At 63.4% G+C, this 12,405-nt stretch carries 8 protein-coding genes; 6 read left to right on the forward strand and 2 right to left on the reverse strand.

Annotated elements, in window-relative coordinates:
• Nucleotides 1-2: 2 nt before the first annotated feature.
• Nucleotides 3-1,871, reverse strand: a complete 1,869-nt coding sequence (locus Q9246_RS21345; RefSeq protein WP_306392866.1) for a CHASE2 domain-containing protein — start codon at nt 1,869-1,871, stop codon at nt 3-5.
• Between the two features lie 210 nt (nt 1,872-2,081).
• Between Q9246_RS21345 and Q9246_RS21350 the strand changes: the two genes are divergently transcribed.
• From Q9246_RS21350 to Q9246_RS21375, 6 genes are all read left to right on the forward strand, one after another.
• Complete coding sequence (locus Q9246_RS21350; RefSeq protein WP_306392868.1) at nt 2,082-3,512, forward strand: FecR family protein; 1,431 nt, start codon at nt 2,082-2,084, stop codon at nt 3,510-3,512.
• A gap of 471 nt (nt 3,513-3,983) precedes the next feature.
• Nucleotides 3,984-5,954, forward strand: a complete 1,971-nt coding sequence (locus Q9246_RS21355; RefSeq protein WP_306392869.1) for a DUF4214 domain-containing protein — start codon at nt 3,984-3,986, stop codon at nt 5,952-5,954.
• 220 nt (nt 5,955-6,174) lie between these two features.
• Nucleotides 6,175-8,031: a type I secretion system permease/ATPase gene (locus Q9246_RS21360; RefSeq protein WP_306392871.1), complete on the forward strand. Its 1,857-nt coding sequence runs from the start codon at nt 6,175-6,177 to the stop codon at nt 8,029-8,031.
• A gap of 4 nt (nt 8,032-8,035) precedes the next feature.
• Nucleotides 8,036-9,394 carry an HlyD family type I secretion periplasmic adaptor subunit gene (locus Q9246_RS21365; protein WP_306392872.1) on the forward strand — a complete coding sequence of 453 codons (1,359 nt, stop codon included), beginning with the start codon at nt 8,036-8,038 and terminating at the stop codon, nt 9,392-9,394.
• A 14-nt stretch (nt 9,395-9,408) separates the two neighbouring features.
• Nucleotides 9,409-10,770 (forward strand): TolC family outer membrane protein, encoded by a 1,362-nt coding sequence (locus Q9246_RS21370; RefSeq protein ID WP_306392873.1) that lies wholly within the window; start codon nt 9,409-9,411, stop codon nt 10,768-10,770.
• Between the two features lie 101 nt (nt 10,771-10,871).
• On the forward strand, nt 10,872-11,471 hold the full coding sequence (locus Q9246_RS21375; RefSeq protein WP_306392875.1) for a DUF4214 domain-containing protein: 600 nt from the start codon (nt 10,872-10,874) through the stop codon (nt 11,469-11,471).
• Between the two features lie 17 nt (nt 11,472-11,488).
• Here the strand turns inward: Q9246_RS21375 and Q9246_RS21380 are convergent, their stop codons facing one another.
• Nucleotides 11,489-12,367 carry a sulfurtransferase gene (locus tag Q9246_RS21380; protein WP_306392876.1) on the reverse strand — a complete coding sequence of 293 codons (879 nt, stop codon included), beginning with the start codon at nt 12,365-12,367 and terminating at the stop codon, nt 11,489-11,491.
• Nucleotides 12,368-12,405 lie beyond the last annotated feature (38 nt).

The raw sequence follows: 12,405 nt of genomic DNA on the forward strand, positions 1-12,405 counted from the left end.
TCTCATGCCTGCGGCGCGAAAGTGAACAGGGGTGTGGGCTTGCCTTTGCCGCGCAGGATGCGTTCGCCCAGGGCCAGGAACTGGTGGCGCCGCGCCAGCGCGACGGTGCCGGGGCCGATGATGGCGCTGTGCGGATAGTCGCGCGCGGCCTGTTCCAGGCGCGACGCGGTGTTGACGCTGTCGCCCACGGCGGTATAGATGCTGCGGAAGGCGGTACCGAAGTCGCCCGCCATCGCCGGCCCGCTCTCGATGCCGATGCGCACCCGCAGCGGCTTGTAGCCGGCGGCGCTGCGCTGCCGGCTCAGCTCCTCGACCCGCGCCAGGATCGCGCGCGCGGCGTCCAGCGCCAGGTCGGCGTGGTGGGCTTCGGGCAAGGGCGCGCCCCAGAATGCGACCAGGCCGTCGCCGGTGTACTTGTCGAGCGTGCCCTGGTGGGCGATCACCGGACCGGTGAGGCAATCGAGGAATGCCTGGGTCAGGCGCGCGGCTTCTTCCACCGGCAGCGCCTCGACCTGGGTGGTATAGCCTTCCATGTCGGCGATCAGGGTGGTCACTTCGAGCTGGCGCGGCTTGAGCGGATCGATCATGTCGCTGCGCAGCAGCTGTTGCACCACCGATGGCGCGACGTACTGGCGCAGGGTGTCGAGCAGGTGGCGCGAACGGGCCTGCGCCACCTGCCACTGGTAAGGCACGGCGAACGCCAGCAGGAACAGGCTGGTGGCCAGCGGTCCGCTGACCGAGAACACCGGATCGTGGGCGCTGGCGAGATAGGCCAGGCCGACCCAGGCTAGCGAGATCAGGCCCAGCAGGCCGACGCTGGTCAGCGCCGACAGGCGCGGGAAGGCGAACATGGCGAACAGCACCGAGCCGGCCGCGAACAGCAGGGCCAGCGTGGCGCCCGGCCAGCGCGCGGGGGCCTTGCCCTGCTGGAGGTCGAGCAACTGCGACAGCATCGCCGCCTGCACGCCCAGGCCGGGCCGGTTGCTGCCGAGCGGGGTGGCGACGCGGTCGCCCTGGCCCAGCGACGACGAACCGATCAGCACCAGGCGTCCGGCGAAATCTTCGCGCGCGTAGGCGCGCTCGAGCACCTCGGCGGCGGTGACCACTGTATACGCGCTCCAGTCGCGCCGGAAATCGACCCGGGTCTGCAATGGGCCGTCGATCGCCGGCGCCGGCTGGCCGGAGCAGCAGGCCAGCAGGGCCAGCGACAGGGCCGGCCAGCGTTTGCCTTCGAACGTGGTCCACAGCGGCAGGCGGCGCAGCACCCCGTCCGGATCGTGCACGAAGCCGATATTGCCGACCTGCGGCGCGCCGGCCAGGCCAGCATGGTTGGCGATGAAGCCGGTGGCGGGCAGGGCCGCCACCGGGGCGCCGGGCGGCGCGGCAGGCGAGTGGGCCAGCACGCCCTGGCGCAGGGCGACCGGGCGCTCGCGCATATAGTCGAAGGCGTGGGCCAGCACCACCGGTCCATGGTTGCTCAAGGCCGCCAGCCGGGCATCGCCTTCGGGGTCGGCGGCGTCCGAGAACAGGATGTCGAGCGCGACCCCGCGCACGGCATAGTCGCCGAGCAGCGTCTCGACCAGGTCGGCGATGCGCGCGCGCGGCCAGGGCCAGGGGCCGAGCTGGGCGGTGCTGCTCTCGTCGATGTCGACCACCACGATGCGCGGCTCGGGGGCATCGGTGGCGCGCAGCTTGACGAACACGTCGCGCAGCCATTCACTGCCGAAGGCCGCCGCGCCCGGCTGCGACTGGGCGTATACGCACAGCAGGAAGGCGAGCAGCGAGATACAGGCCTGCACCGCGCCGCGGCGCAGGCGCGGCAGGCGCAGGCTCGAAGATGGAGGGAAGGCGGGCACGCTCGGTGTGGTCAAATAGCAACGGCTAGTCGGTGGTCACCGAGTATATCGTCGGTCTGCGGCAAACAGCGCAGTTCTAGAGGGAAATTATACCGCGGCACTTTAGTGAGAATTGATTAGAATGTGACCGTCGTCACGTCCAGCCGACTCGGATGCGACAGATAATCGCGAAGATGGAGGGAAAGTAATATGCGGCGGTTAATTATTCTTGCGAGTATGACATTGATGGCTTCCGCCGTACAGGCGGCCGAGGCTGGCAAGGTCATCTTTGTTGCGGGCGCAGCACAGGTTGTGGATCGCAAGGCGGCGGAAGGCGATGCCGTGCAAGAAGGCGAACTGCTGCAGACCGGCGCCGACGGCTTTATCTATGTGAAGACGACCGATAACGGCCTGTTCATCCTCCGTCCGAATACGAAAGCGCGCATCGTCGCTTACCACATCGACAAGGCCAACCCGGAAAACACCCGCGTCAAGCTGGAGTTGATCAGCGGCGTGGCGCGCAGCAAGTCGGGCGACGAGGTCAAGCGCGCGCGCCAGAACTTCCGTTTCAATACGCCGGTCGCGGCCATCGGCGTGCGCGGCACCGATTTCACCGTGTTTACCGACGATACGACGTCGCGCGTGTCGGTGCTGTCGGGCGGCATCGTGGTGAGCGGCTTTGGCGATACCTGCCGTCCGGATGGCGGCGGGCCGTGCGAAGGTGCGCGTAGCCGCGAGCTGTCGGCGGCGCAGCGTGGGCAGTTGCTGCAGATCCAGCAGGGTGCCGCGGCGCCGCAGTTGCTGAATGGGACCAGCGTGGTGCCGGAGGCGCATGTGCTACCGGCTGGCGCGCCAGTGGCGGCGGTACGTAATGGCCCAGTGACCCAGGTCGAAATGAATGTTGATGTCAAAAAGAGCGAGCAACTGGTCGACAACGTGATCAATAAGCCGAGGCCGACGCCGACGCCGGATTCCGGGACGAATCCAAATCCAGCGCCGGGCCAGGATCCGAATCCGGCCCCGCCGACAAATCCGGAACCGCCGCAACCAGAGCCGTCGCAGCCGGAACCGTCGCAGCCAGAACCGCCGCAGCCAGAACCGCCGGTAGTGACGCCGGTCGATCCAGTCCCGCCGGAACCCGTACGGCACGCGGGAATCCAGTGGGGCCGCTGGCAGCGCGTCACGGGACCAGCCCCCGACTTCAACCTGACCCTGGAAGGAGCCAAGCACCAACTGGTAGCTGTGAAAGGCAATTTCGCGATCTTCCGTACCGCGGGACAGGAGTATGTCGTGCCAGAGCGTGGCGGCATGGGATTCAAGCTGGCGGGTAGTGAAGCCTATATCTACACCTATTACACACCTACGGGGGGGCTGTACACGCCAACGGCGGCAACGCTGTCGAATGGCGAATTGAATGTCGATTTCGGCAGAAGGAGCTTCACGACTTCGTTCGACCTGTCCAGCAAGGATGAAAAATTCAATTTCCGGGGCGATGGTACGCTGGGTGCCGATGGCACACTCTATGGCAACCGGGCGGAGGGGCGCCCAGGACTGATCACCGTGGATGGCCTGTTGTCCAACGACAAGGGGGGCGGTGCCGCTTATATCTTCGACGGCAGGATCGATGAGCGGCGTACCGTCAATGGTGGTACTTCCTGGTTGCCCGAGTCCCGATAGCAACAACGATTCAGTTCCCTCGCTACTGCAGAGTTCAATAATAAGGCACTGTTAAACGCAGTGCCTTTTTCATTCGCCATATGGTTCTAATATCGTTTCCCTACACGAATTCATCTGCTCTGCCGTTGATAGAATTGGTGAGTATTTAACGTCGAACGTTACTGCCATTTTGTTTCAATTTGTAAGTCACGAAGTTTCATCGAATCGTCGGAATTTGTCGCGATTCGGACCATACGTACCTGTCGCCAGAGGGAAAAGGGGGTGATTCTTGATTTACATTGGCGCTTCTCGGATAATAACCCGCCGAAATTCCGGATTCCTGATAGAAATACTGGGTTTCAATGTGATGGCTGTCACATTAACTCGATTTGTGTTCTGTCATGATGCGGTTCGTTGGAGCTGCAGGACACCTCAAGTGAGACTGCAATCGACTTAAATCTTGATCATTTTCGATCTATACAGGAGCTTTACATGGCAACCCAGTACGACAACGCAATCCAGCAGCTGTACGTGGCTTACTTCAACCGTCCTGCTGATGCATCGGGCATCACCTTCTGGGCGAATGCAATGGCCAATGGCGTGACCACCGCGCAAATCTCGGCTGCTTTCGCTGCCTCGGCTGAATACCAGACCGAATACAGCCAAACCACCTACACCGGCGTCGTGACCCAGGTGTACGACAACCTGTTCGGCCGCGCTCCGGATGCAACCGGCTTGGCATTCTGGGTCAAAGCCCTGAACGACAAGACCCTGACCATCGACAACGTCGTCGATTTCATCGCTCGCGGCGCGCAAGGCACCGACGCAGCCGCCATCGCTGCCAAAGTCAAGGTCGCTACCGCCTTCACCAACGCGCTGGACACTGACGCTGAAAAAGCTGGCTACAACGGCACCGAAGCTAACGATGCTGCCAAAGCCCTGCTGTCGACCATCAAGACCGATGCACAAGCAACCGCTGCAATCGTTCCAGCAACCCTGGACGCAAGCGTCGCTGCCGTGATCAAAGCTGGCACCCCGTTCACCCTGGAAGCTGGCCTGGCCTCGCTGGCTGCCGCTGAGAAAGCAATCACCGACTTCCTGGCTGACGTCGAAATCGTTGATGAGAACGGCGACGAAATCGAAGACGTCGATGCTGACGCAATCGAAGCCAACGTCGGTATGGCTGACGAGATGGTCGGCGAACTGATCACCGTCGGCACCTACGCTGGCGCACGTGACAGCGTGAAAGTTGCTCTGATCGCTGAACAGCAAGCTCAGAACGCTGAAGACCTGGAAGAAGCCAACGAAACCCTGGCTGACGCACGTGCTGAAGTCGCCAAGGTCTCGGGCCTGGGCAATGCCATCGCTGCCGCTACCTCGGCTGAAGAAGCTGTTGGCGAAGCAGAAGAAGCTGCGGCAACCGCTGACGCAGCCCTGGCTGGCGCACTCGGTTCGTTCCGCTCGCTGAACAGCGCGAAAGGCACCATCACCGTTGTTGACGGCACCATCGTACTGGCACCTACCCCAACCACCGAAACGCCTGCTCCTGCTCCAGTCACCCTGGCTGCAATCGACGAAGAAGACGGCGTGTGGGTCGTTGACGAAGACGTCACCGCTTCGAACTACCCTGGCCTGGCCGCTGTGATCACCGCTGGCAATGCACAGCTGGTGGCGGCTGCTGAAGTCTCGGAAGCCGAAGACAACCTGCTGTTCGCTCAGATCGAAGTCGAGTACCGCGATCGTGACGCGACCGGCACCGCCGCTCTGCGCGCACTGGTGACCGATGGCTTCCTGGGCGACGTGACCGTGCCGAGCAGCGGCACCCCGACCATCGCTAACCTGCGTGACCAGCTGGCTGCCCTGCAAGGCGAAGGCGATGCTGACGCGATCCAGGACTACAAAGACGCACTGCAGAACTTCCTGGATGTGAACACCTCGAACCTGGCTGACGACGTCGCTGAGGCTGACGAAGCCATCAACGGCGACGAAGGCGTGCAGGCTCGTATCGATGCACTGGCTGACGCAGTCGAGTACCTGGAAGCCGCCAAGGCCCTGGAAACCGAACTGGCATCGCTGATCGAAGCACGTGACGCTGCTCTGGCTGACTTCGAAGACAACGACTACCTCGAGCCAGTGATGCTGGACGCTAACAAATTCGGCACCACCGGTTCGGACATCTTCGTCTTCGACGGCGAAGCAGTCTCGATCAGCGCCTTCGGCCGCTCGGGCGATGACGTCCTGTTCGTTGGTTCGGGCTTTACCCTGAACGAAGGTGACACCGACGACGGCGATAACGCTGTTCTGGAAGTGTTCTTCAACCAGCGTGGTAACAACGCCGAGATCATCATCGAAACCGAAGCATACGGTTCGGATCTGGCAGCTGGCGCTGGCGTCAAGGTCATCACCCTGACCGGCGTGAACGTCGAAGACCTGACCTTCGAAAACGGCATCATCACCCTGTAATGATCCGCTGAGAAGGCGCCCGTGGCCAGCCTCTGGCCGCAAGCGACAAAAACCCCGCAACCCCGGTTGCGGGGTTTTTTTTCGCATGGAAACGACAGATTGTGTGATCGGCATCACATATTTCGAAGGTTATGCCTCATAATGGCGTGCCGAGCTCGCTAACAGCCTGCTTCGACGGCGAACCGCGACACGCCACCGAATGTCGTTTCCAGTCTTAGATATGAAAAATAACTTCTCCAAGCCGAAGAACGAAATCACCGAGGCGTTGCAGATCTTCAAGAAGACCTTCATCACCATCGGCGTGTTCAGCGCGATCACGAATATGCTGGCGTTGGTCCCGTCGCTGTACATGATGCAGGTCTACGACCGCGTCTTGGCCAGCCAGAACGAGCTGACCCTTGCCATGCTGACGGTCCTGATGCTAGGCGCCTACCTCATGCTGGCTTCGCTCGAAATGATCCGCTCCTTCGTGCTGGTGCGCGTCGGCAACCGCTTCGACATGATGATGAACAAGCGCGTGTACACGGCGGCTTTCCAGCAGAACCTGAAGACCTCGGGCGCCAACGCCGGCCAGGCGATGTCCGACCTGACCAACGTGCGCCAGTTCCTGACCGGCAATGCGCTGTTCGCCTTCTTCGACGCGCCGTGGTTCCCGATTTACCTGGCGATCATCTTCTTCTTCCAGGTACCGCTGGGCTTCTTCGCCCTGGGCGGTACCCTGGTCCTGATCGTGCTGGCCGTGGTCAACGAACGCATCACTCGCAAGCCGCTGGCCGAAGCCAACGCGCTGTCGGTCGAAGCCAACACGATGGCTACCAACAACCTGCGCAATGCCGAGGTCATCGAATCGATGGGCATGCTGCCCAACCTGATGAGCCGCTGGTTCAAGGTCCACAGCAAGTTCCTGGGCCTGCAGGCCAATGCCAGCAACAAGGCTGGCATGATCAATGCCGGCACCAAGTTCACCCAGCTGTCGCTGCAATCGCTGGTGCTCGGCCTCGGCGCGCTGCTGGTCATCGAACACAAGATGTCGGCCGGCATGATGATCGCGGCCTCGATCCTGGTCGGCCGCGCCATGCAGCCGGTGCAGCAGGTAATCGGCGCCTGGAAGAGCGTGGGCAGCACCCGCAGCGCCTATGGCCGCCTGGTCGCGATCCTGGAAGCGAATCCGAAGCGCGAAACCGGCATGTCGCTGCCCAAGCCGCGCGGCGCCCTGACGGTCGAAGGCGTTACCGCCTCGCCGCCGGGCGTCAAGGCGCCGGTGGTGCGCAACGTCAGCTTCGGCCTCGAGCCAGGCGACGTGCTGGGGGTGGTGGGTCCGAGCGGTTCGGGCAAGTCGACCCTGGCGCGCCTGCTGATCGGCATCTGGCCGGCAATGATGGGCAAGGTGCGCCTGGACGGCGCCGACATCTATCAATGGAACAAGGCCGAGCTCGGCCCGCACATCGGCTACCTGCCGCAGTCGATCGAGTTGTTCGCCGGCACCGTGTCCGAGAACATCGCGCGCTTCGGCGACGTCGATGCTGAAAAAGTGGTGACCGCCGCCCAGCGCGCCGGCGTGCACGAGATGATCCTGCACCTGCCGGAAGGCTACGACACCAAGCTGGGCGACGGCGGCGCAGGCCTGTCCGGCGGCCAGCGCCAGCGCCTGGCGCTGGCCCGCGCCATGTACGACGATCCGGCGCTGATCGTGCTCGACGAGCCGAATTCCAACCTCGACGAAGTCGGCGAAGCCGCCCTGGTGAAGGCCGTGCTCGAGCTGCGCCAGCGCGGCAAGACGATCGTGCTGATCACCCACCGCCAGGCGGCGCTGAACGCGACCACCAAGCTGCTCATGATGCGCGACGGCGCGGTGGCGGCCTTCGGCCCGACCCAGAAGGTGCTGGAAGCGATCAACGAAGCCAACCAGAAACAGATCCAGGCGCAGAAGGCGGCGCTCGCGGCCAAGGGCCAGGCGATGCTGGCCAAGCAGCAGGCCCAGGCGCAGGCTAAACCACAGCCACAGCCACAGCCACCGGCGCCGGCGCCGGAAGCGCAGGGCAACGATACTTCCGCGACCACGGAACAGGGACAGTAAAAACATGCAACTCGTAAAGAAACAGGAACAAGCGTCGGAGGTTATCTCCCACGTCGTCGAGCCGGTCGACGTCGATACCGACTCGGGCAAGTTCAGCCGCATCGGCTGGCTGCTGGTCTTGCTCGGCTTTGGCGGCTTCGTGCTGTGGGCCTTCCTGGCCCCGCTCGACAAGGGCGTGCCGATGAGCGGCACGGTGGCCGCGCAGTCGAATCGCCAGGCGGTCCAGCACCTGACCGGCGGCACGGTGCAGCAACTGCTGGTGCGCGACGGCGCCCAGGTCAAGGAAGGCCAGGTCGTGGCGCGCATGAACCCGATCACTGCCAAGTCGGCGGTCCAGCTGACCGAAGTGCAATACCTGTCGGCGCTGGCCAATGTGGCGCGCCTGGCTGCCGAGCGCGATGGCGCGAAGACCATCAAGTTCCCGGCCGAGATTGAACAGCGCCGCAACGAGCCTGCGGTGGCTGACCTGATCAGTTCGCAGAATGGCCTGCTGCTGTCGCGCCAGAACGCGCTGCAAAGCCAGATGAGCGGTGTCGATGAAAGCATTGCCGGCCTCAAGATGCAGATCCAGGGCTTGCAGGAATCGCGCGACAGCAAGAAAGAGCAAATGACGCTGCTGAAGGAACAACTGGACGGCATGCGCGACCTGGCCAAGGAAGGCTATGTGGCGCGCAACCGCCTGCTTGAACTGGAGCGCACCTATGCCCAGTTGAGCGGCGCGGTATCGGAAGACATCGGCAATATCGGCCGTTCGCAGCGCCAGGTGCTGGAGCTGACCCTGCGCCGCACCCAGGCGACGCAGGACTACCAGAAAGAGGTCCGCACCCACATGAACGACATGCAGCGCGAAGCCGATGCCCAGCGCGCACGCCTGACCGCCGAGCAGTTCCAGCTGTCGAACGTCGACGTCAGGGCGCCGGTGGCCGGCACCGTGGTTGGCCTGGCCGTGTTCACCAATGGCGGCGTGATCCCGTCGGGCTTCAAGCTGATGGACATCGTGCCCGAAGGCGATCCGCTGGTGGTGGAAGGCCAACTGCCGGTCAACCTGGTCGACAAGGTGTACCCGGGCCTGAAGGTCGAACTGATCTTCTCGGCGTTCAACGCCAACAAGACCCCGCACATCGAAGGTGAAGTGACGACCGTCGCGGCCGACCGCCAGGTCGACGAGCGCACCGGCAACCCGTATTACGTGGTCAAGGTGAAAGTCACGCCGCGAGGCCACCAGATGATGGCCGAGCACAAGATGGATGCCCGTCCCGGAATGCCGGTAGAACTGTTCGTCAAGACCGGCGAACGCACCATGATGAACTACCTGTTCCGTCCTATCCTCGACCGCATGCCGGCGGCAATGGGAGGCGACTGATGGGTGGAGCTTCGATGACCCGCCTGCGCGCCATCGTTGCGCGCACCACGCTGGGCGCCGCCATCGGCCTCGCCTTCGCCGTGCCGGCGCATGCGCTGTCGCTGCAGGAAGCCTACGAGGCCGCGCTGCGCAACGACCCGGTGTACCGGATGCGCATCCAGGAACGCGAAGCCGGCAGGGAGTACCGCATCCAGGGCCGCGCCGGCCTGTTGCCGAGCGTGTCGGCCAGCTATACTGCGAACCGCAATATCTCGGACCGCACCCAGCCGAGCCGGAATCCGCTGACCAACGTCACGACGCTCTCCACCGACCACCCGCGCTACATCAGCCGCTCGTCGACCGTGCAGCTGCGCCAGCCGATCCTGAACCTGGACGCCTTCGTGCGCTACCGCCAGGGCAAGGTGCAGGACGCCCAGAGCGCGCAGGCGCTCGAGGCCGGCACCGACGAGGTCGGGGTGCGCGTGGCGCAGGCCTATATGGATGCGCTGTTCGCCGAAGACCAGGTGGCGCTCTCCAAGGTGCAGCGCGATATGTACCAGGAACAGCAGAAGGTCAATGCGCGCCTGTTCGACCGCGGCGAAGGCACGCGCACCGACATGCTCGAGACCCAGGCGCGCTACGACCTGGCCGAGGCACAACTGATCGAGGCCGAGGACAACCTCAAGGCTGCGCGCGAGACGCTGCAGGGCGTGATCGGCATGGAACCCGGCACGCTGAACCAGCTGGGCGACAATTTCCGTCCGCTGCCGCAGGATATCGCGACCTACGAGGAATGGGAAAAGCTGGCGCTCGCCAACAACAACACGCTGGCGACCACGCGCCTGGCGGTCGAGAACCAGCGGCTCGAGATCCAGCGCCAGCGCGCCGGCCATGCGCCGCGGGTCGATTTTCTTGCCACCTACAACAAGGCCGACAGCGAATCGCTGAACCAGCTTGGCATCGAGTCGACCAACCGCCAGCTCGGCATCCAGGTCAACATCCCGATCTATAACGGCGGCGGCATCAGTTCGGCCACGCGCCAGGCGGCCGCCAATTACGGCCGCGCGCAAGCCGAGCTGGATGCGCGCACCAACGAGATCCTGGTCGAGCTGCGCCGCGCGCACAGCATCGTCGAGAGCAGCGGCCGCAAGGTCGAGGCGCTGGTGAAAGCCGTCGATTCGGCCAAGGTCTTGATGACCGCGACCGAGCAGAGCATCAAGGGCGGGGTACGCATCAACCTCGACCTGCTCAACGCCCAGCAACAGCTGTACACCAGCCAGCGCGACCTGGCCCAGGCCCGCTACGGCTACCTGCTCGGCGTGATCCGCCTGCGCGCCGCGGCCGGCAACCTGGATTCGCAGGTCATCCGCGAGATCGCCGCCTACTTCCGCACATAATCCTCCCGGGCCGGCGCTCGCCGGCCCAACCCAGCTGTACGCTGCGCCGTTGTTATTTTTATTACGTTATATTTTTCTCTCTAATTCACAGGGAGGGGGAGATGGCGAACTATGTCAGCATGGTGCAGGAACTGTACGTCGCGTATTTCAGCCGTCCGGCCGATCCCAAGGGGCTGGCGTTCTGGGTCCACAATCTCGAAAACCAGATTGTGACCCATGACGAGATCGCCGCCAGCTTCGCGCAAACGGCGGAGTACAAGGCGGCCTACTTCGAGGTCGACAAGACAGTGCTGGTGAATGAAATCTACGACAACCTGTTCGGCCGCCCGGCAGAACAGCGCGGGCTGGATTTCTGGGTCAAGGCGCTCGAGACTGGCGCGATGACGGTCGACAATATGGTCACAACGGTCGCGAAAGGCGCCCAGGGAGCCGACCAGTTCGCGTTCAATGCCAAGGTCGGTGTGGCGGTGGCTTTCACCGCGCGCGTCGATACGCCGCAAGAAATCGCGGCCTATGACGGCGCCGCGGCGAACATGATCGCGATTAACTACCTGGCTGGCGTGACGAATATGATCACCGGCGACCTGGCGCGCGATCCAGGTAGTATCGACCTGGCGATCGCCCGCATGAACGGCTCACCATTCGCGCATGAGCCTATCGAACTGGTCGGTGTCGCCGAACCTGCGGTGCCGGTGGGCTGAAAGAAGAGGGTGGCCGCTCAGGCCGCTGCCTTGTCCGCTGCGCCGCCGGCCTGCACCTTGCCGGCGCAATGCGGGCAGGAAACTCCGACCACGTATTCCGGCGCCAGTTGCTGGCGCGGCGTGACCACCGCGCGGCAGGCGAAGCATTGCGCGGTCTCGGTCGGCTCCAGCTTTGGATTGAGCGCGGTGCGGTAGTCGAACACGAAGCAGTCGCCGCTGTAATGGTCGCCGCCGACTTCCTCGAAATACTTCAGGATGCCGCCTTCGAGCTGGAACACGCGCTCGTAGCCGATCTCTTTCATGTGGATCGCCGCTTTTTCGCAGCGGATGCCGCCGGTGCAGAAGGTGACCACGGTCTTGCCGTTCAGCTCATCCTTGTGCTGGGCCGCGACTGCGGGAAACTCGGTGAACTTCTCGATGCGGTAATCGAGCGTGTTGTCGAAGGTGCCGACATCGACCTCGAAGGCATTGCGGGTTTCCATCATCACGACCTCGACGCCGTCGTCGTCGTGGCCCTGGTCGAGCCAGCGCTTGAGCGTCTTCGCATCGACCGCCGGCGCGCGGCCAAGTTCGGGCTTGATCAGCGGCATGCGCATGGTAATGATCTCTTTCTTGATCTTGACCAGCATGCGCTTGTGCGACTGTTCGTTCGACAGGCTTTCCTTCCACGCCAGGTCGGCCAGGCGCGCGTCGCTGCGCACCCAGGCCAGGTACTGGTCGATGTGCTCGCGCGTACCCGACAAGAACATATTGATGCCTTCCGGCGTCAGCAGTACGGTCCCTTTCAATCCAAGCGCGTTGCACAGGTCCTGATATTGCGGGCGCAATTCCTCCAGGTTGTCGAGCGTGATGAATTTATAGGCGGCGATATTGACGTACTGGTGTTGGGAAGACATGGTCGTGGGCCTTGCAAAGGCTGGAGAAAAGACAGGCC

The sequence above is a fragment of the Telluria beijingensis genome (assembly GCF_030770395.1).
In the GTDB taxonomy this organism is placed as follows: Bacteria; Pseudomonadota; Gammaproteobacteria; order Burkholderiales; family Burkholderiaceae_D; genus Telluria; species Telluria beijingensis.

What these genes read in the sequence shown, in the direction of transcription:
- Q9246_RS21350 (WP_306392868.1), top strand. Translation starts at nt 2,082, where the DNA reads ATGGCTTCCGCCGTACAGGCGGCCGAGGCTGGCAAGGTCATCTTTGTT.
- Q9246_RS21355 (WP_306392869.1), top strand. Translation starts at nt 3,984, where the DNA reads ATGGCAACCCAGTACGACAACGCAATCCAGCAGCTGTACGTGGCTTAC.
- Q9246_RS21360 (WP_306392871.1), top strand. Translation starts at nt 6,175, where the DNA reads ATGAAAAATAACTTCTCCAAGCCGAAGAACGAAATCACCGAGGCGTTG.
- Q9246_RS21365 (WP_306392872.1), top strand. Translation starts at nt 8,036, where the DNA reads ATGCAACTCGTAAAGAAACAGGAACAAGCGTCGGAGGTTATCTCCCAC.
- Q9246_RS21370 (WP_306392873.1), top strand. Translation starts at nt 9,409, where the DNA reads ATGACCCGCCTGCGCGCCATCGTTGCGCGCACCACGCTGGGCGCCGCC.
- Q9246_RS21375 (WP_306392875.1), top strand. Translation starts at nt 10,872, where the DNA reads ATGGCGAACTATGTCAGCATGGTGCAGGAACTGTACGTCGCGTATTTC.
- Q9246_RS21380 (WP_306392876.1), bottom strand. Translation starts at nt 12,367, where the DNA reads ATGTCTTCCCAACACCAGTACGTCAATATCGCCGCCTATAAATTCATC.